Source organism: Blastopirellula retiformator (assembly GCF_007859755.1).
Taxonomy (GTDB): Bacteria; Planctomycetota; Planctomycetia; order Pirellulales; family Pirellulaceae; genus Blastopirellula; species Blastopirellula retiformator.
The window spans coordinates 435,438-453,810 of sequence record NZ_SJPF01000002.1 but is presented as its reverse complement, the minus strand read 5'-3'; the positions used below and the strand labels follow the sequence as shown (position 1 = coordinate 453,810).

Below are 18,373 nucleotides of genomic sequence, written 5' to 3'. Positions count from 1 at the left end.
GCAATCCAACGGAGATCTGAGATTTTGCGTACTAGATTTCAGCGACGGACATAGGGTATCGCAGTTCCTGTAAATGGTCACACAGATGCAAACGGAAATCACCCAAAGGACGATCTTGGCGGGCCTTCGCATTTTGGTTGCCGAAGATAACGAGCTCAATCGTCAACTGCTGGAGATTATCCTCTCAAGCGGCGGCGCCGACGTGACCCAGGTGTGCGACGGTGAAGAGGCGGTCGCCGTGTTCGATCCAGCCCAGTTCGACCTGGCGATTCTTGATATCTGCATGCCGAAACTTGATGGCCTGGCGACGCTCACCAAGATTCGCGATCGCGATCCTGATTTTCCGGCCGCCGCGCTGACCGCCTGCGCTCGCAGCGAAGACCGCGACGCCTGTATGGCGGCCGGCTTTCAACTCTTTTTGACCAAGCCGATCATGCCCGCCGATCTGCTGCGAGCGATCACGCTGTTGGCCGAAACGCGGGTTGTGTGTAGCGTCAATTAAGACGCTGCATTCAGGTGCGCTTCGTAGGCTGGGTCGAGACCCAGCTTTCGGCTTTCCGCTTTTCTTCCTTACCGCAGCGTGATCGCCTGGCGGAGAGGCTCCAGGATGTTGCCGATGACATGCTCGTCCATGATACGGGTCGCGGCGGCGTGCAGTTGGTCGAGCGTTTCGACATAGGTCTGCCCCGGATCGAGACTGCCGTAGTTGCGTAACGTCAAATAGACGCTAAGTTGCTCTTCCGGAAACTCACCGGTCCGGACGTGGTAGGCGCTGGTGCGGGTCTCGATGCTGATCCGGCATTGGGTGCGGCAGTCGTCATCCAGGGCGAACTGGATCGACGGTTCGCAACTGACCATCCGGTGATCGCTGCTGCGGGCCAAGCGTTCAAACGCCGGCGACAGACCGAGCGCCTCGGCCACCAGTTGATTGTGGTTGCCGCGATAGGTGAAATCGAAACCGTACATCAGGTTCAGCGATTCGCAATCAAGCGGGCTGACCGACAACAGGTACGGAACCAGCTCGAGCACAAACCGATGCTGATCGATCGCGTCGTCCCAGTTGTCGATGTTGACGCAGCCCGAGAGGACTCGCTTCGCTTCGACCGAGGCCCAGCGATAGTTGCCTTGATCCTTGTCTTCTTCCAACACAAATTCAGAACGTTCCCGCGCATAGAAGTTACGCATCAGCGGAAACTTCTTGCGGATTTGTTCAAAAAAGTGCAGCACCGTTTCGCGACTGCTAGGGAGATCCATCTCGGTATTGAGGTTCATGTTGACGTAGCAGTCGTCACTCAGCGATCGGTAACCGGCCATCCGTTTTTCCTTATCGAGCGCTCGAGGGTAGATAGTCGGATAGACTAGAAATTGGTTTATCCGCTGAACCTTAGTATAGCTTTTCGCCCCTTTGGGGAAAGTCCGTGATGCCGACTTCCACCCGACGCCAAGCCGCAAACAGTGCCCTTACGCCGACTATTTTCACGATAGCGACCGACCTGGGACCGCTTGAAATCGAATTGCGGGGAGACGTGGTCTATCGACTCTCGTTCGCGCCCGGCAAACGCCCCCGAAAAAGCGGTGCGGGGCTCTCGGCGCAGCAGCAAAAAATCGTCGCTCTCTTGCAGCAATACGCAGCCGGCGAACCGGTGGATCTGACGGAGATCGAAATCGACCTCTCCGGCTATCCGCCGTTCGCAACCCGGGTTTATCAGCAGTGCCGCAAGATCCGCCCCGGCACGACCCTGAGTTATGGAGAACTTGCCGCCAAAGCAGGTTCGCCCAATGCGGCCCGCGCCGTCGGCAGCGCGATGGCCAAGAACCGGATCACACTGGTGATCCCTTGTCACCGCGTCGTCGCCGCCGGCGGCAAGCTGGGCGGCTACTCGGCGCCAGAAGGGTTGCCGCTAAAGAAGCGGCTACTAAAGCTCGAGCAAGAAGCGACCAAAACCACCTCCACGTAGGCTGGGCCAAGACCTATCAGATCTCTTTTCTCACCCAAGAAAAGTGTGACAGCGCTTGGCTCGCTCGCTAGAATCGGACGCATCAACGCTTCCCGATCCTTCAATGGCCGAGCAGCTATGAGTTTAAAGAAGCCGCCCGAGGCGATTCGCGACGAGACGTTTCGGCAGTATGCCTGGGATTACTTCGCCCTCCATTCCGATCATCGGATGCGGGCGTTTCACTTCTACGTCATTCTCTCGACGGCGCTGCTGGGCGGGTTCGCGCTGCTGATGAGAACTGGTTCGCCGGGGCAATTGGGCGGCTATTTCGGCCTGATCCTCGGCTTCCTGTTAATCTATTTTTCGTTCGCCTTCTCGAAGCTCGACAAGCGAACGCGACGCCTGGTCAAAAACGGCGAAGACGCACTCGTCCATCTCGACCGGTTGCAGAAGCTGGATGACGTCAACAACATGCCGAACCCAGTGCGGCTCTTTTCGTTCGAGCGCGTCCAGTTCGAGAAACTGCGGGAAGGCAACCTGACGTTTGAAGGGATGTACTACAACTACGCCGAGTGCTTCCGCTTCGTCTTCTGGGCGTTCGCACTGGTCGGTTTGCTGGTGATGATCGTCAGCGGGTTTGTGATCGCCGGAAAGCTAGAACCGGGCGGCCCAGTCCTGCTGTAACCAAATTAGGGCAGGCCGCGGCGTAACGCCAAAAGCGGCCAGAAGCACCTCCCGCGTAGGGTCCGCTGTGCGGACCAACTTCCCACCGGGCGCCACTGGCCTTCAGCCAGTGCTCTTCATGATCGAAGTGACGCGGTCGAAGTACGGAGCTGGATATCGATTCACGGAAGACACTGGCTGAAGGCCAGTGGCACCCAGCGGCTCGACCCAGCCTACCCAGGGCCTACGAAGCGTCAAAAAAGGCTTGCAAAACTGCCTGGCATTTCGTACACTACACCCCTTAAAGTTGCGGGCATCTGATCAACCGCCCGCCGAGCCAAAATTCTTCGCGCCCTGCATGGCGGCAAGGCGAATTTTCCGAAGCACGCAGGTCGCTGATGGCTCTCCCTGCGCGCTGAGCGAACCAACTTCCCACCGGGCGCCACTGGCCTTCCGTCAGTGCTCTTCAGATCGAAGTGACGCGGTCGAAGTATGGAGTTGGATATCGATTCACGGAAGACACTGGCTGAAGGCCAGTGGCACCCAGATTTTGTTTTCACAAACCAAGGGAAATCTCATGCGCCGAGCCCGAATTCAGAAGTTCCAAGCCCGGATGCGTCAGCTGCGGAAAGACCGCCGGGAGCAGCAAGAGGTCGAACAGATCACCGCCGAAATCGCGAAAGTGCAAAAAGAGATTGACGCACGGAGGGGAGTCGATTTTTTCACCGCCGATCAAGGTATCGTTCGCCTCGACGTCGGCGGCGGTGATGAAGCGAAAGAGACGCATCGCACGCTCTCGACCGCCGAAATGCTCGCCGAGCGAAAGCCGCAAGAGTGGCTCTTCAACAACCTGCTAACCAAGAACGAGCCGGCAGTGATCGTTGGGCCGAGCAAGACATTAAAGTCGTCGCTGGCGGTCGATCTGTGCGCGGCGCTCGCGACCGGCGGCAAGTTTTTGGGAGAGTTCGCCGCCGAAAAAGTGTTCCGCGTCGGCTTTGTTGGCGCCGACAACAAGCAGTCGCAGCTCACCGACTTGGCGGTCCGGTGGAGCGCCGCCCGCGAGGAAAACCCAACGCTCGACAACCTGCAGTGGTTCATGTCGGTCGAGGAGCCGGCAGCTCCAGAGAACCTGGAGAGCCTGAGGGAGTGGATCGAGAAGTTTGAACTGGAAGTCGTCGTGATCGATCCACTGCGTCTTGGCTCCACCAACAAACGCAAGCAGGCCGAAGCAATTCAAACGCTGGTAAAGACCATTTCGAAAGCTGGCGCCACGCCGATTCTCTGCGTGCAAACTCGCAAAGAAATGAAACCGGGCAAGCTGGACGCGTCGATCTTGGCGGGCAGTCTCGACTTCGCCCAGCAATGGCTATTGGTGAATCGTCGCGAAGCGTTTCAAAGTGGCAGCGGAAAGCACAAACTCTGGCTGTCGATCGGCGGCTACGCCGGGCAAGGTGGCGAGTGGGGCGTTGATATCGACGAAGGTCGTCTTTCCGACCAGGGCGGCCGCCGCTGGAATGTTTCCTTGCGCGAGGCGACCGAGATCGAAGCCGCCGCGAAGCAAGCGAAAGAAGACGTGAAATTCGAAAAGCTCGAGTCCCAACTTCGCCGCGTCCTGCTCGACGCTGGTGAAAACGGCCTCTGCAAATACAACATCCGCAGCAACAGCGGCATGAGCGGCAGCAAGTTCGGCCCGACCTGGGACCGGATGATGACGGCCGGGAAGATTGTCGAGATGCCGAAAGAACCCCATTCGACGCTCAAGCGATATACGTTGCCGCCGGGCGAAGAAAAAAATGAAACGGGGCGATCCAGTCGTAGGGTCCGCTGTGCGGACCACGAACCTGCTCAACAAGCATGAGCAACGGGCGCCAAATAGCCGAGACAGCAGGCTCTTGGTCCGCACAGCGGACCCTACGCGGATGGGGGCTCGAAAAAAACGTGCGCTGCGGTCCAGTCCCGATCGACGTCGGCGAGCAAAAAAAATGCAAACCATCGGTCCAGTCCATCGCAGAATGCGAACCGACATTCCGCGCCATGGTTAGATCGCCCCGGTGGGGCTGATGAAGATGCGGGCGGTGTTTGGCAATTCGGAAATTTTGGAACGTGGCGGTCCGGTTGGGGTTGTTCGCCAAATAACCGAGCCAGCAGGCTCTTGGTCCGCACAGCGGACCCTACGGGGATGGGGGGATCAAAAAACGTGCGGGCTGTGGTCCGGTTTGTTGGCGTGCGCACTCGCACCGAGCGTCATACGCGCATAAAAATGCCCGGCCGCCGGTTGGGGAATTGGCGACCGGGCGGCTGCTAAGGCGTGCGTCAGGTAGCCAAACTTTGACGCGCCGCTTCGGCAGCTTTGACCATGTTGCTTAGCGCTGGTCGGACTTCCTCCCACTGGCGGGTTTTCAGGCCGCAGTCGGGATTGACCCAGATCTGCGACGGCTGCAAGACCTCGGCCGCTTTGGTCAGCAGCCGCAGCATCGACGCCGAGGTGGGCGCTTGCGGCGAATGAATGTCGAAGACGCCCGGCCCGATCTCGTTCGGGTAGCGAAAATCGACGAACGCGCCGAGCAGTTCCATGTCGCTGCGCGACGTTTCGATCGAAATGACGTCGGCGTCGAGTCCGGCGATCGCTTCGATAATGTCGTTGAACTCGCAGTAGCACATGTGCGTGTGGATCTGCGTCTGGTCCGCCACCACGCTGCTGGCCAGTCGGAAACAATCGCCGGCCCACGTCAGGTACGCGTCCCAATCGCGCTTTCGCAGCGGCAATCCTTCTCGCAACGCAGGCTCATCAATTTGAATCACCCGGACGCCAGCCTTTTCGAGATCCTCGACTTCGTCCCGAATCGCCAGGGCGATTTGGCGGGTCGTTTCGCTCCGCGGTTGATCATCGCGAACGAACGACCAGCACAAAATGGTTACCGGCCCGGTCAGCATCCCTTTGACCGGCTTGGTCGAACACGATTGGGCGTATTGAATCCACTCGACGGTCATCGCTTTGGGACGCGAAACGTCGCCGTAGATGATCGGCGGTTTGACGCAGCGGCTGCCGTAGCTTTGCACCCAGCCGTTGCGGGTGATTGCAAAACCATCGAGCGACTCGCCGAAGTACTCGACCATGTCGTTCCGCTCCGGCTCGCCATGGACCAGCAGATCCAAGCCGACTTCTTCCTGAAAGGCGATTACTTCGCGGATCTGAGCCTGCATCGTGGCAACGTAGTCGTCGTGCGAGATCGTCCCCTGGCGATGTTGGGCTCGGGCCTGGCGGATTTCGCTCGTCTGCGGAAACGAACCGATCGTGGTGGTCGGAAACGCCGGCAGGCCGAGCGCCGTCTGCTGAACCGGGCGCCGCTGTGGAAATGCACTGCGGCGACGCTGCATGTGCTCGTCGACGAATGCAACGCGACCTTGCACCGATGGCGAGACGACGCGTTCCGAGGTTTGCCGGCTGACATGGGGCAGACGATTGGCCCGCAACGCAGTGCGGGTCGCCTGGTCTTGGTCGCCTTGCAGCGCCGTGGCGAGCAGTTGGACCTCGGCCAACTTTTGCTTGCCGAACGCGAGCCAACTTTTCAGTTCGTCGTCCAGTTCAGTCTCGGCGTCGAGATCGACTGGAGCATGCAGCAGCGAACAGCTGGGGGCGATTTGCACGCGGTCGGCGCCTATTTTTTCGACCAGCGGCGTCGCCAGCGCGATTGCGGCGGCGGCGTCGACCTTCCAGACGTTGCGGCCTTCGACCAAGCCCAACGAAACGATCTTGTCGGCAGGCAAAGCGTCAACCAACAAGGGGGCGTCCTCTTGGCCGCGAACCAGGTCGACGTGCAGGCCGGCCGTCGGCAACTGAGCCGCCAGCGTCAGATTCTCGGCCAAGGGACCAAAGTAGGTCGCCAGCATCACCTGCAACTGCGGCAGTTGGGCGGCGATCGTGCGGTAGGTCGTCACCAGCGCCTCCCGCTGCCGGTCGCCCAGGTCGGTCGACAAGATCGGCTCATCGATCTGGACCCAGGTTGCTCCGGCTGCGACGATCTGCCGAAGCAGTTCGACATAGGCGGGGAGCAGCGCGTCGAGCAGATCGAAGCGATCGCCAGTCGCGCTGCGCAGTTTGCCGAGCGTCAAAAAGGTGACCGGGCCGATCACCACCGGCCGAGCCGCGATGCCCAGCTTGGCCGCTTCGGCCAGCTCGGCGCTCGGCTTGGCGGCGTCGGCGGCGAACGCTTGGTCGTGCTCAAACTCGGGCGCCAGGTAGTGATAGTTGGTGTCGAACCACTTGGTCATTTCGAGCGCCGGAACTTCGTGCGGCAGCTCTACGCCGGGCGCCTGACCGCGGGCCATCAAGAAGTAGCGTTCGAGCGGCGAAACGTCGAGCTGGGCGAATCGCGGCGGAATTACGCCGAGCGCGACCGCCATGTCGAGCATCTGGTCATACAGCGAAAAGTCGTTGCAGGGGATCGAGTCGATGCCGGCCGCTTGTTGCAGACGCCAATGCTCGGCCCGCAATTCGGCCGCGACCTGAAGCAGCTGTGGCGCGGGCAACTTGCCGGCCCAATACGACTCGACCGCCTTCTTGAGCTGACGATCTTTACCAATGCGAGGAAAACCTAAATTTGCAGATTGCATGTACGCTTACCTTATTAAATGCGCAGGTAGCGCGCAGCAGGAGCGGCGTCCGGATAGCAATGTCGGAACAGATCCTGCGCGCGAAACGAATAAGAAAACCGGCGGAAACTTGCTCAGTCGCTACAAAGCGTGGGAGCGACTAAACGGCGAGCGAGTTCGCCGCTGCGCAGCACAGGCGCGCACATCGAGAAACGATGTCATCGTAGGAATCTCCATGGCGCCTCCATCCCCGAAGGCGTATGACGAAACCGCATCAAGCGATGCAGGCGACTGGCAGGTCTTCGGACTTCCAGACTGGGCCGAGCCGTTGGGCTGGGCGGTTCCTACTGGCCGTTGCTTTCCAACCCGACGAGGATCAGTGCTTACCGACGGCGTTCGTTTCTGGTTACCGCAGCGGGGGCTGTCCCGGTTTCTCACCGGAGTTCCCTCTTTCGACGCTCCACAAAAAGGGAGCGAACCAATCACGTCGCCAAGCTATCCGATAGAGAAGGAAGTCGTCAACCTACATTGGCCCGTCGCCGGCACGTCGGAGACAAAAACGGACGGCTCACCGCCAAGCGACCAAAGCCGAGGGGAAATAATCGCTGCAAGCCGTAAACCGGGTCTCACCGCCGCCGGCGCAGAGGCCGCCAACGTAGAGGCCGCAAGTAACCCCAATGCCTGCAACCGTTTAGGCGAGAGCAATTTTTTCGCAAATGAACGCCAAGATCGCCCAGCGTCCCCTTTACGCATGCGCGGAGTGCGGCTAAACTTTGTGATCTGCCGTGGGACGCAAGTCATCACAGGTAAGCATGCGGATGTAGCTCAGCTGGATAGAGCGTCGGTCTACGAAACCGAAGGTCGCAGGTTCGAATCCTGCCATCCGTACTAAACTTACAACGACGATACGTGACATAGTCACTGATTTTGTCACGAAAAAAGGTCCTAGCCAGGTAGTGCTGACTAGGACCCGCAAAAGACCTCTCGGTCCTTTCTCTGTTTTCACAACAGGTCGGGAGGTGGTTCAATGCGTAAGTTTCCCAAACCCTGGTTCCGCCCGAAGCGGGGCCTCTGGTATGTCACTCTCAATGGTCGTCAGGTCAATCTCGGACCGGACAAAGAAGCTGCTTTCGAGCAATACAAGCAGCTCTTGGCGGAGCCTAACAATTATAATTCCGCGTCCGATTTCATCGCGGCGGATCGCATCAAAGAGCTCTATGGAATTGATCCGACTTCGTCCTAGTATTGGGACGACCAAACAAGAACGCAAAAAGCCGCCTGCCAATTCTGGCAGACGGCTTCCGGTACGCTGTTCTTCGCGAAAGAGATTAGTATTCCCCAATCACCTCGCCATCGTTCCGCTGGGCCAGGCGGATGAGGGTGTCGCCGTTGATCGTTTCGCCGATGAAGCGGGCGGAACCGTCGCCGAGCAGGAATTGGGCGCCGCCGGGGTGGTTGCTGGAGATCGCCCAGGTCGCTTCGCCGTTGATGCGGTAGTCGTCGTTGCCCCAGAGGCAACGCATCGTTCCGGCGTAGCCGGCGCCATAGGTAACGCCAACCCATTGAGCGCCCAGCCAGGGGCGTTCCGGCGCCTTGTCGACGTAGGCCCGCTCGCCGACCATCATCGAGTTGCTAAGGCCATCGGTGGCGTCGCGGAACTTCAGGGCGCTAAGCTGGAACATGAACCCGCCGTAGTCTCCCAGGTCTGCAGAGCTGGATCGATAACCGCCGGCGCTGTCGGCGCCTTGAATGCTGACGTAGTTGGACATCCCTTGGTCATTTCGATCGGGATTAAGATCGGGGCCGGTGTCCGAAGCGCAGCGAAACGCGGTCAGCGGCGTTTGGGTTCGTTCGTCAGGATCGCGGGGGATCGGCATCGTCGAAACCTCCAGCGCATCGTAAAGATTCGATTGCTCTAGCTGCGGCAAGATCATTACGCTCCAGCCCCAACCCCGATTGTAGTAGTCGGGGTCGCGATAGTAGGACGCTGGCAAGCGGCCGTACGTATCGTGATAGTTGTGCAGGGCCAAGCCGATCTGCTTCAGGTTGTTGGTGCACTTCATCCGCCGCGCCGCTTCGCGGGCTTGCTGCACCGCCGGCAACAAGAGCGCGATCAGCACGCCGATGATGGCGATCACCACCAATAGTTCCACCAGGGTGAACGCTCGCCGCGATTGGCGTCCTAAGAAATTGTGAGTCATCGCAATTTGCTCCAGCATGGTTCTTGGGAACGAGGAAAGAAAAAATTCTCTTCGCATGAATGGAGGGCTAGGACGAAATACAGCTTTTGGCGTCGCTAGGGGCGATAGCGAACGCGATTCTGGTTTATGGTTTACTTGCAACGGAACTGGCGCCGCCGCCACGTCGCCAATCGGCCACGCCGGTCGCTTCGCCCGACGGCAAGTCGACGACGATGCCATGAGCCGAGCCTTGTCGCCAGTCGGCTTCACGCTCCGCGATGCGATGGCCTTTCGCCGTCAGCTCCTCTTGCATGGCGGTGAAGACGCCTTGGTCATCGGTCTCAAAGCGGATTTCATCGGGGAACCATTGATGATGAAAACGGGGACCGCTAATGGCCGTTTCCAGCGGGCGATCCAGCAGCAAGGTTTGCGCCAGAATTTCGGTCACCGTGTTGATGATGGTGCGACCGCCGGGCGATCCGACCACGAGCTTTAGCTTGCCGTTTTCCCGAACAATGGTGGGGGACTGCGAACTGAGCATGCGTTTGCCGGGGGCCAGTTGATTGGGCGTCGTGCCGATCTTGCCGTTGCGATCGGTGTAGCCTGGGTACCAGTTGAAGTCCCCCATTTCGTTGTTCAGCACAAAACCGGCGCCCGGGACGACGATTCGGCAGCCGAACGTTCCTTCCAGCGTGTAGGTGTTGCTGACCGCCAGGCCGTTTGTGTCGACGACCGAGAAGTGGGTCGTTTCGGCGCTTTCATAGGGGCCTTCCGACAGAGGAATCGAGCCGGCGATTTCCTCGCTGGAAGTCGCCTTGTCGACGTCGATCGAGGACGCCAATCGCCGGGCGTGCTCTGGGGTGAGTAGATGCGGGGGAATCGCGACATAGTTAGGATCTCCCAGCCAGGCGGCTCGTTCGCGAAAGCCGCGACGCATCGCCTCGACCAGCAGATGGACTTGATCGCCTGTCCAATAGGGACCGTTCTTATCTGCCGAAAATCGGAGGGCCTCAATCATCCGCAGTTGCAGCAGCACGATCGTACCACCCGACGCCGGAGGCGGCGCGCCGTAGACCGTGTAAGGACCAACATCCCCGGCGACCGCCGGCAACAACTGCGGCTGATAACCCTGCAGGTCCTGAGCGGTGATCAAGCCATCACTGCGCTTCATTTCGGTGACGATTTTTTTGGCGATTTCCCCTTCGTAAAAAGCCGCCGGGCCTTGCAGTGCGATCGACGTCAACGTCTGGGCCAAGTCGGGCTGTAACAGGCGGTCGCCGGCCTGCCAAGGTCGCTGGTCGGGGTGTCCATAGACGCGGCGGAACTCGTCAAAGCGAGATTCCGTACGCACCGACTTTAGCCGCAGCACCGAGTTGAGTGAGAAGGCGAGATGCGGATCGACGACCAGCCCATCGCGAGCCAATGCGATGGAGGGCGCAATTACTTCCCGCCACGGCAAGCTCCCATACGTCTCATGCGCCAACGCTAAACCGCGTACTGTTCCAGGCACGCCGGCCATGCGGGCATGGCGGTGTTGTTTCCAATCGGCAAAGCTGAACGGATCGACTGCAGCGGGCGCCTTTTCGCGATAGTTGACGCAGACGACCTCTTCTTCGGGAGGAGCGATCATCATGAACCCGCCGCCGCCGATATTACCGGCTTCGGGCCAACTGACCTGCAGAGCGAACGCGACCCCAACCGCGGCGTCGACGGCATTTCCCCCTTTGGCCAGGATCTGGCAACCGATGTCGGAAGCGAGTTGCGTTTCGGCGACGACGACCCCGCGATTGCCGGTGACGACTTTGGCCGAATCTCGCGGCGGTCGAGTCGGAGCTGATTGAGCGTGAAGCGATTGCAGCGGCAAGAGCAGCAGCGTGCAAGCGATCAAGCCTACATAAAGGAGCGGTCGACAGTAGGGTCGGCGGATGGTAGCGGGCGATTTCATTGCGAAGGTGGAATGCGCTTAGGGATGAACGGTTCAACAGAAGAAATAGGTGACCGAGGTCCAGCCGATGACCGCCAAGACGGCGGCGAACGTGGCCGGGACCATTTGCGTCGTGACGTGATCCATCAGGTCGGCGCCGGTGGTCATGGCGCTCAGCACCGTCGTGTCGGAGATCGGCGAACATTGGTCGCCGAAGACGCTGCCGTTTAGCACGGCGGCGAAGCAAACCATTAAGTACAGCGTTTCGTTGGAAAGTCCTTGCGTTTGAGCGACCGACATCGCGAGCGGCATCGCCAGCGGAAAGGCGACGGCGAACGTGCCCCAACTGGTGCCGGTCGAGAACGAGATCGCGATCGTGATCAGGAACAGCAGCGTCGGCAGCCAAAGCGAAGGAACATAACTGCCGAGCAGATCGACAAGGTACGCTCCGCCCCCGATGTTTTGCGTCATATCGCCCAGGGTAACCGCAAGCATCAAAATGACCGAGGCGTAGACGACGCTCTGCAGGCCTTCGCCAATCCCTTCAACCAGATCTCTCAGCGGCATCCCGCGCAACAGCGCCGTCGCACTGGCGCATGCCAGCGCGGCGGCAAACCCCCAGCGGACTTGCGGAGCGCCGGTAACGAAAAAGCTGACGATGGCGATGCCGGTCAGCAACATCAAAGGAAGGCAGAAGTCGATCACATGCGGCTGGTAGCCGGGCGGCAGTTTGGGATGCGTTTGACCCGCCAGAGAAAGCGGGTGACTGCCGGGGCGATTGAGCTGGTTGTTCTCGCGAGCCCGGCGAATTGCGGCGCGAAACTTTTTGCCCAATACCGGCGCGCGGTCGATGGACAGCAGCAACGTCCCCAGCACCGCGAAGATCGCATAAAAACTGAAAGGAAGCGCCGAGAAGAAGAAGCGAATTCGTTCTTGTTCGGTCGCCAGAAAGGTGACGCCGGGGATGAAAATCAACGCTTGAACGTAGGAGGGCCAGGCATTGAACGCGACCAGGCAGGCGATCGGCGAAGCGGTGGAATCGACAATGTAAGAGAGCTCTTCATGGCTGATTCGCTGTTGATCGGCGATCGGGCGTACCGCGGCGCCAACCAGGACGGTGCTGACCGTGCCCCCTTGGAAGAAGAGGACGCCCAGTCCCCACGCAACCAGTTTGGCCGAACGGGGGCCGCGGACGAACCGCTTGGTAACCCAAACCGAGAACGCCTCGGCCGTGCCGGTTTTTCCCCAAACGCCCATTAAACCTCCCAACAGCCAGAGGTACAGGATCAAAATTCCGGCGGCTTGGGTCGAAGCGAGCGAAGGAAGCAAAACCTCCTCGGTAAAGTCGTACTGCCGCAGGATCAAAGCTCCACTGACCGTTCCCAACAACAAGGAGGTAAGCGGCTCGCGGAGAATCCAACACGAGGCGATCGCCACCGCCGCCGGAAAGAGCGACCAGATGCCGAAGTGCGAGGTCGCGGTGACCTGAAAGTAGCTGGGCGAGTCGGCGGCCGCGTCTTCCACGACAACCACGCTGGTTTCCGCCGGCGCGGTTCCCTGATCGGCGTGCTGCTGTAAGACGGTCGGCGTCAGGCCAGACTCGTCGAAGGTGATCACCTCGGTCGCGATCAATTCGTCGGTCGGCTCGATCGCCACCTTCTGAACGCTCCACGCCGGCTGCACGATGCGGCCAATGATAAGCGCCCAGACCAAGACAATCGCGATCAACGCAAAGAAGGCGTAACGGCTCCAGGGACTGGAAGCGGTAGGAGGGGACGTTTCGTCCACCGTAAGCGAACCGTGATCGCGGGATGTTTCGGGAGTGGGCTGATGCAAGGAACGTTCTGCTGGTCGAGGAGAGGATATCGCAAAAGGGAAACGTTCCGTCGAACGCTTCCTTCCCGCTCGTGGGAGTTGGCCAAGGTCATTAGCAACCGCGGCGCCGAAATAGCCTGCCGACGGTCAAAACTTGAGGATCGCGTTCAATTTCCCCCCTTCGGACCAGGAACCGATCGCTGCCATCGCCGGCCTTCGCCTATTGCGCAGCCGAAGGCGAATCCCCATTGCACGCCAAATAAGCGAACGCCGCAGAGGGGTGTTGATGAATCATCAACGTGTTGACATTCGCGATGACGAATCGTCAACAATCTAGCGGCAATCCGGTCTCCGAGTTGAGATCAAAGGGCAGGAGGGACAAGATTTTTCTGGGGCTGCGTCAGCTGTCCGTGTTGGTCGTTAAACCATGGCGTTTGGCTAGGCGATAGAACTGCCCCCGATCCATTTCGGCCAACCGGGCGGCTTCGGCGAGATTGCCGTTGGCCTGCTGAATAATCGTCAGCAGGTACTCCTTTTCAAACTGATCTTTCGCTTTGCGAAAGCCGAGTTGTACCTGACGCTGAGCGGTGGGTGAGATCGTCTCGACGGGGCGGGCCTGCAGAATACGAGACGGCAGATCGGTCGCTTCGATGCGGGGACCGCGATTGAGCACCGCCAGTTGCTCCGCGACGTTCTGCAGTTCCCGCACGTTGCCCGGCCAGGGATACCGCCGCAATACTTCGACCGTCGACGGTGTAAAGGTCGGCGGCTGGCTCCCCTTGGGAACAAACTGGTTGATGAAATGCTGGGCGAGTAAGCCAATGTCGCCGGGCCGCCGGCGCAGTGGCGGCAGCTCGATCGAGATCACGTTCAAACGGTAGTACAAGTCGGCGCGAAAGCGGCCTAGTTCGACTTCCTTCATCAGGTCGCGATTGGTTGCCGAGACGAGCCGGGCTGAGCTGCGGAGCTCCTTGTTGCCGCCGACTCGGGTGAATTTCCCGTTGTCGAGTACATGCAACAACTTCGACTGCAGATCGAAGCCCAATTCCCCAATTTCGTCCAGGAAAATCGTCCCTTGGCCCGCCGTCTCAAACCGGCCGACGCGCCGTTTGGTGGCGCCGGTAAATGAGCCTTCTTCGTGGCCGAACAGCTCGCTTTCCAGCAGATTTGCCGGGATCGCCGCGCAGTTGACTTCGACGTACGGCTCTTGCTTTCGCTGGCTTTGCTGGTGAATCGCATGAGCTAACAACTGCTTGCCGCAGCCCGTTTCGCCCAAGATCAAGACGCGGCTATCGGTGGGCGCAATCGTTTTGACCTTCTCGAAGATCTCGTTCATTTTCGGATCGCCCGAGATCATCCGCACCAGCGAACCAGGCTGCTCGGTCTGCGGCGTCGCGTACTGCTTTAAGACTCGTTTGACGCGGGCGATCAATTCCTTGCGCTCGATCGGCTTGGTCAGATAGTCAGCGACGCCCAGCCGCGCCGCTTCGATCGCCGATTGCTCGGTTCCAAAGCCGGTAATCATAATGATCGGCGTGCGGCATCCGGCGCCACGAATCCGGCGAATGATTTCGAAGCCGCCCAGTTCGGCGATGACCAACCCGGTGATCACCAGGTCGTATTTCCCCTGCACGATCTCGGGAATCGCCGCGAGTGGACTGAGATTGGAATCGGCGTCGAGTTGCTCGCCGCGCAGCGTTGTGACCATCTCTTCGCACAGTGCGGGGATGTCGTCAACGAACAAGATTTTGGGAGCGTGAGTGGTGGTCATCTCGCGGACCTGAGGCCATCTTCGCCTTCAACAATGGTGATTCGGTACGGATGTTGCATTACGAGTGGGAAGCGACACGCCACGTCACTTTCCCAGCCCTATTGGAGCCATCGCCATGATTTTCGCCAACTCCGACAACCCGCTTATGCAATCGAGCCCTAGCGATCAATTGCCGTCGCTGCCTCCGTTCCATCTCGCCGTTCAGGTTCATGATCTTGTCGCCGCGCGAGATTTCTATGGCGGACTGCTGGGATGCAGCGAAGGGCGAAGCGACTCGACTTGGGTCGACTTTAACTTCTTCGGACATCAGTTTGTATGTCACTTGAATCCAAAAAAGTCGGCGCACGCGATTCATTACAACGAAGTCGACGGCCATGGCGTGCCGGTGCCCCATTTCGGCGTCGTGCTCGATCTGGATCGTTGGTCGGAAATCGCCGAGCGTCTGAAGGAAAAAAATATCGAATTCGTCATTTCTCCCTATATCCGCTTCGCCGGCGAGCCAGGCGAACAGGGAACGATGTTCTTCTTCGACCCGTCGGGGAATCCGATCGAAATCAAAGGTTTCCGTGATCTGAATTCGCTGTTCGCCAAGTGACGTCTCAAACCAATTGGAACCACTACTACTTTGATTGAAATTCGCGGGGATTCCACAGAAATGAAACGCAAAACTTTTCAAACGCCATCACTGATCGCCTGGTTAGGGACGGCCGTCTGCCTGCTGGCGGTAGGCTGCAGTGGCGGCGGCTCGACCGACGACTTGCGACAGTCGGTTCACGGCGTGATCTATTGCGGCGCCCATCCGCTGAAGAGCGGCGGCGTCCGCTTTGAACCGGTCGATCAGGGGAGCGCAGCCGAGACCGTTTCTGCCCCAATTAACTCCAGCGGCGAATTTCAGCTCGAAACCGATGGAGGCATGGGGATCCTGCCGGGCCACTATCGCGTGATCGTGCTGGATGAGCAGGGTTCGGCCGAAGGGGAGGTCAAGAACCGGTTGGGACAGATCGGTCGATATGGCGATACCGGTCATCTCGCCCATGTCGTCGCCAACGCGAATAACGAGTTTCGTTTTCAAATGGCGGGGCCTGACGGAGCGCGCGATATGCCTGAAGGGGAGTAACGCGCGTCGGCTAACGTTGAAACTATCGATCCAATCTAAAGAACGGCGTCGCCATGACTATCAAGAGCCTATCGTTGAAGAGAAAGAAGACCGCCCCCCACGGACTCTCGGAGCCGACGGACCTCTCCGCCTATCGACGGATCGTGGTCCTAACCGAAGGTCACACCAATCCACAGAAGGCGAAGACCGCGATCGGATTGCTGCGATTTCGCGGAGGCGACGTCGTAGCGCTGCTCGATAGCCAGACGACGCACCAATCGGCCGCCGTAGCGCTGGCGCATGACGTCGATGTGCCGATCGTCACCTCGTTGGCCGACGTCTCGCAGCCAGATGCGCTGTTCGTCGGGATTTCGCCTGCGGGCGGAAGGTTGCCGCCAGCCATGCAGGGGGCAATCTACCAGGCGGCTCAGCAAGGACTCGATGTCGTCTCGGGGCTACATGACTTCTTAGTGGATGATCCAGCCCTGGTGGACATCGCCAGCCGCACCGGCGCCCGCTTGATTGACGTCCGCCGCAATGGATTCCGCGAGACGGCCAAACATGCGAGTTTCCGGGAAGGCTGCCTGCGTGTTTTGACCGTCGGGCATGATTGCTCGGTCGGTAAGATGTTCGCGGCGCTGGAAGTCGAACGCGAGCTACTCCGTCGCGGCGCCGACGCGAAGTTCCTGGCGACGGGGCAAACCGGGATCATGATCGCAGGAAACGGCGTTCCGATCGACTGCGTGGTCTCTGACTTTATCAACGGCGCGGTCGAAAACTGGACGCTCGCCAATCAACAGCACGACTACTTGCTAATCGAAGGGCAGGGGAGCGTCACCCACCCCGCCTACTCGGCCGTCACGGTCGGGCTGCTGCACGGCTGCGCTCCCGACGGATTGATCTTCTGCTACGAAGCGGGACGAACGACGACCAAGGGGTTGGATCATGTGCCGCTTAAGCCCCTGACCGACCTGAGGAACCTGTATGAGGCGCTGGCCCAAGCGCGCAACGAATGTGAAGTGATCGGCGTCGCCATTAACGGCCGTCGCTTGGGACCTGACGAGGCGGCCCAGGAGCAGCAACGCGTTAGCGCAGAGTTAGGCTTACCGGCCTGCGACGTTTATCGCGATGGCCCCGGCGTATTGGCCAACGCGGTGGTTGCGTTACGAGAACAGGTCGTCGACTAAGGACAGGCGATTTCGCCGCGCGATCTACCGTCAAATTTCTCTGACTCTTTGTTCCGCGGGGGCCGCTGGCGCGCGCCCCCGCGAGGCAGCTCTACAAAAGCAAGCGGCTAATTGCTTCCCTTCAGCTCCAGCATCGTCTTGGCCAACTCATCGCCAATGCGGGTGTACCAAATCGCGCTGCCGAGGTAATGGTAAGGTCGATCGGAACCGACGAGCTTCCACTCTTCAATGTTCTCTTTCCAAGTCGGGAACTTTTCCTCCGCAACTTTGTCGACCAACACGTCGGTACGAATCGTTTTTACGTTGCCGGCGAACTCGGGAACTTCGTTCATCGCCAGTTGGGCGTCTTGAATCGCCTTCATGTTTTCCTGCGCCGGGCTCGAGCCGTTTTGTCCCAAGGCGCCAATCACAACCGGCAAATCAGGACTGTTCCAGGCGGCGCGAATATCGTGAATCAGTAGCTTCATGTTCTGGGCGTACTCCTGCTTGGCGTAGTCGCCGAACATGTCGTTAAAGCCCTGAAACCAAACGAAACCGGCGATTTGCGGCTGTTTCCCGGCAAGTTGCGGAAAAAGCGTGTCGGCGTTCTGCAGCGTTTCTTTGACGTCCTGCATCATGTTTTGATACGAGATGCCATACTGCGCTTTGACCTCTGCCATCGTCGGCAGCGGATCGTTTCGATTTCGCTTTTCGTTGTTCTTCTTGGTTCGTTCCTGAAGATTCGCCAACTCTTCCGCCAAGACTTCCTCGCTGGGCAACCCGGCGCTGGGGGGCCGAAATTTTTGATAGAGCGAATGGCCGCCCCACGCAGTCTTGATCAACAGCACCGGCTCGTCGTAGTGTTCCCCCATCGCCGTGCCGAAGGCAAGCTCCAAACCGGTCTTGTCGCGCGATCCGTAGCCAAGCGTAAGCGGTCCGTGACGCTCCAGAAACTTGATCGAAACGTCGTCGCGTTCGATCCACTTGTCGCCATCCCGAAAGCGCGCGAACAAGGCGCTCGTGGCGGGATCGGTCGCTTGATGCTCGAGCAGTTGGTTGGATGCTTTGCCTTCCATGTTCGACTGCCCGGCCAGGATAAAGACCTGGTAGGTATCGGCCGCCTGGACCAAGGCAGGCGCTATCAGCGCGGCGATTAGAAGGAGCGGTAACCAAGCGACAGTTCGTGACATGCGAGTCTCCTCGTGGGAATGGTAATTAGAGGTGGGTT

The 18,373-nt window shown here is 59.4% G+C and carries 15 protein-coding genes, 1 tRNA gene and 1 riboswitch; of the genes, 9 read left to right on the top strand and 7 right to left on the bottom strand.

The window, feature by feature from the left end; genetic code table 11:
- Nucleotides 1–85: 85 nt before the first annotated feature.
- Nucleotides 86–502, top strand: coding sequence for a response regulator (locus tag Enr8_RS09210; protein WP_186767533.1), 417 nt, complete (start codon nt 86–88; stop codon nt 500–502).
- Nucleotides 503–570: 68 nt separating this feature from the next.
- Here the strand turns inward: Enr8_RS09210 and Enr8_RS09205 are convergent, their stop codons facing one another.
- Nucleotides 571–1,314 (bottom strand): hypothetical protein, encoded by a 744-nt coding sequence (locus tag Enr8_RS09205; protein ID WP_146430710.1) that lies wholly within the window; start codon nt 1,312–1,314, stop codon nt 571–573.
- A gap of 107 nt (nt 1,315–1,421) precedes the next feature.
- Between Enr8_RS09205 and Enr8_RS09200 the strand changes: the two genes are divergently transcribed.
- The 3 genes from Enr8_RS09200 to Enr8_RS09190 all read left to right on the top strand — a co-directional run bounded on the left by Enr8_RS09200 (nt 1,422) and on the right by Enr8_RS09190 (nt 4,458).
- The gene (locus Enr8_RS09200) at nt 1,422–1,958 is read left to right on the top strand and encodes a methylated-DNA--[protein]-cysteine S-methyltransferase (protein WP_146430708.1); all 537 of its coding nucleotides are present in this window, start codon (nt 1,422–1,424) and stop codon (nt 1,956–1,958) included.
- 117 nt (nt 1,959–2,075) lie between these two features.
- Nucleotides 2,076–2,621 (top strand): ABC transporter ATP-binding protein, encoded by a 546-nt coding sequence (locus tag Enr8_RS09195; protein ID WP_146430706.1) that lies wholly within the window; start codon nt 2,076–2,078, stop codon nt 2,619–2,621.
- Between the two features lie 556 nt (nt 2,622–3,177).
- The gene (locus Enr8_RS09190) at nt 3,178–4,458 is read left to right on the top strand and encodes an AAA family ATPase (protein WP_246120015.1); all 1,281 of its coding nucleotides are present in this window, start codon (nt 3,178–3,180) and stop codon (nt 4,456–4,458) included.
- A 455-nt stretch (nt 4,459–4,913) separates the two neighbouring features.
- On the opposite strand, the gene metE is transcribed toward Enr8_RS09190, so the two are convergent.
- Nucleotides 4,914–7,214: a 5-methyltetrahydropteroyltriglutamate--homocysteine S-methyltransferase gene (metE, locus tag Enr8_RS09185; RefSeq protein WP_146430704.1), complete on the bottom strand. Its 2,301-nt coding sequence runs from the start codon at nt 7,212–7,214 to the stop codon at nt 4,914–4,916.
- A 255-nt stretch (nt 7,215–7,469) separates the two neighbouring features.
- Nucleotides 7,470–7,691: riboswitch (cobalamin riboswitch) on the bottom strand.
- Between the two features lie 316 nt (nt 7,692–8,007).
- Between metE and Enr8_RS09180 the strand changes: the two genes are divergently transcribed.
- Together Enr8_RS09180 and Enr8_RS09175 are read left to right on the top strand one after the other, a co-directional pair.
- Nucleotides 8,008–8,081: transfer RNA gene (locus Enr8_RS09180), tRNA-Arg, on the top strand.
- Nucleotides 8,082–8,220: 139 nt separating this feature from the next.
- Nucleotides 8,221–8,436, top strand: a complete 216-nt coding sequence (locus Enr8_RS09175) for a hypothetical protein (protein ID WP_146430702.1) — start codon at nt 8,221–8,223, stop codon at nt 8,434–8,436.
- An 85-nt stretch (nt 8,437–8,521) separates the two neighbouring features.
- On the opposite strand, the gene Enr8_RS09170 is transcribed toward Enr8_RS09175, so the two are convergent.
- The 4 genes from Enr8_RS09170 to Enr8_RS09155 form a co-directional block, all read right to left on the bottom strand.
- On the bottom strand, nt 8,522–9,394 hold the full coding sequence (locus tag Enr8_RS09170; protein WP_146430700.1) for a DUF1559 domain-containing protein: 873 nt from the start codon (nt 9,392–9,394) through the stop codon (nt 8,522–8,524).
- Nucleotides 9,395–9,518: 124 nt separating this feature from the next.
- Nucleotides 9,519–11,318: a gamma-glutamyltransferase gene (ggt, locus tag Enr8_RS09165; RefSeq protein ID WP_146430698.1), complete on the bottom strand. Its 1,800-nt coding sequence runs from the start codon at nt 11,316–11,318 to the stop codon at nt 9,519–9,521.
- A 33-nt stretch (nt 11,319–11,351) separates the two neighbouring features.
- Complete coding sequence (locus tag Enr8_RS09160; RefSeq protein ID WP_222434832.1) at nt 11,352–13,133, bottom strand: Na+/H+ antiporter NhaC family protein; 1,782 nt, start codon at nt 13,131–13,133, stop codon at nt 11,352–11,354.
- A gap of 379 nt (nt 13,134–13,512) precedes the next feature.
- Nucleotides 13,513–14,883 carry a sigma-54-dependent transcriptional regulator gene (locus Enr8_RS09155; protein ID WP_146430696.1) on the bottom strand — a complete coding sequence of 457 codons (1,371 nt, stop codon included), beginning with the start codon at nt 14,881–14,883 and terminating at the stop codon, nt 13,513–13,515.
- A 115-nt stretch (nt 14,884–14,998) separates the two neighbouring features.
- On the opposite strand from Enr8_RS09155, the gene Enr8_RS09150 reads away from it, so the two are divergent.
- Genes Enr8_RS09150 through Enr8_RS09140 form a run of 3 tightly spaced genes read left to right on the top strand, consistent with a single transcriptional unit; the run spans nt 14,999 to nt 17,166 of the window.
- Nucleotides 14,999–15,478, top strand: coding sequence for a VOC family protein (locus Enr8_RS09150; protein ID WP_222434831.1), 480 nt, complete (start codon nt 14,999–15,001; stop codon nt 15,476–15,478).
- A gap of 60 nt (nt 15,479–15,538) precedes the next feature.
- Nucleotides 15,539–16,000 carry a hypothetical protein gene (locus Enr8_RS09145; RefSeq protein ID WP_146430694.1) on the top strand — a complete coding sequence of 154 codons (462 nt, stop codon included), beginning with the start codon at nt 15,539–15,541 and terminating at the stop codon, nt 15,998–16,000.
- Between the two features lie 53 nt (nt 16,001–16,053).
- A complete protein-coding gene (locus Enr8_RS09140) occupies nt 16,054–17,166 on the top strand; it encodes a DUF1611 domain-containing protein (RefSeq protein ID WP_146430692.1) in 1,113 nt (370 codons plus the stop codon).
- Nucleotides 17,167–17,273: 107 nt separating this feature from the next.
- Here the strand turns inward: Enr8_RS09140 and Enr8_RS09135 are convergent, their stop codons facing one another.
- Entirely contained in the window at nt 17,274–18,335 is a 1,062-nt protein-coding gene (locus Enr8_RS09135; RefSeq protein WP_146430690.1) for a sialate O-acetylesterase, read from the bottom strand.
- Nucleotides 18,336–18,373: the final 38 nt, after the last annotated feature.

Bases quoted from the DNA above. Each gene is read 5' to 3' on its own strand.
- Enr8_RS09210 (WP_186767533.1), top strand. From the start codon at position 86: ATGCAAACGGAAATCACCCAAAGGACGATCTTGGCGGGCCTTCGCATT.
- Enr8_RS09205 (WP_146430710.1), bottom strand. From the start codon at position 1,314: ATGGCCGGTTACCGATCGCTGAGTGACGACTGCTACGTCAACATGAAC.
- Enr8_RS09200 (WP_146430708.1), top strand. From the start codon at position 1,422: ATGCCGACTTCCACCCGACGCCAAGCCGCAAACAGTGCCCTTACGCCG.
- Enr8_RS09195 (WP_146430706.1), top strand. From the start codon at position 2,076: ATGAGTTTAAAGAAGCCGCCCGAGGCGATTCGCGACGAGACGTTTCGG.
- Enr8_RS09190 (WP_246120015.1), top strand. From the start codon at position 3,178: ATGCGCCGAGCCCGAATTCAGAAGTTCCAAGCCCGGATGCGTCAGCTG.
- metE (WP_146430704.1), bottom strand. From the start codon at position 7,214: ATGCAATCTGCAAATTTAGGTTTTCCTCGCATTGGTAAAGATCGTCAG.
- Enr8_RS09175 (WP_146430702.1), top strand. From the start codon at position 8,221: ATGCGTAAGTTTCCCAAACCCTGGTTCCGCCCGAAGCGGGGCCTCTGG.
- Enr8_RS09170 (WP_146430700.1), bottom strand. From the start codon at position 9,394: ATGACTCACAATTTCTTAGGACGCCAATCGCGGCGAGCGTTCACCCTG.
- ggt (WP_146430698.1), bottom strand. From the start codon at position 11,318: ATGAAATCGCCCGCTACCATCCGCCGACCCTACTGTCGACCGCTCCTT.
- Enr8_RS09155 (WP_146430696.1), bottom strand. From the start codon at position 14,883: ATGACCACCACTCACGCTCCCAAAATCTTGTTCGTTGACGACATCCCC.
- Enr8_RS09150 (WP_222434831.1), top strand. From the start codon at position 14,999: ATGATTTTCGCCAACTCCGACAACCCGCTTATGCAATCGAGCCCTAGC.
- Enr8_RS09145 (WP_146430694.1), top strand. From the start codon at position 15,539: ATGAAACGCAAAACTTTTCAAACGCCATCACTGATCGCCTGGTTAGGG.
- Enr8_RS09140 (WP_146430692.1), top strand. From the start codon at position 16,054: ATGACTATCAAGAGCCTATCGTTGAAGAGAAAGAAGACCGCCCCCCAC.
- Enr8_RS09135 (WP_146430690.1), bottom strand. From the start codon at position 18,335: ATGTCACGAACTGTCGCTTGGTTACCGCTCCTTCTAATCGCCGCGCTG.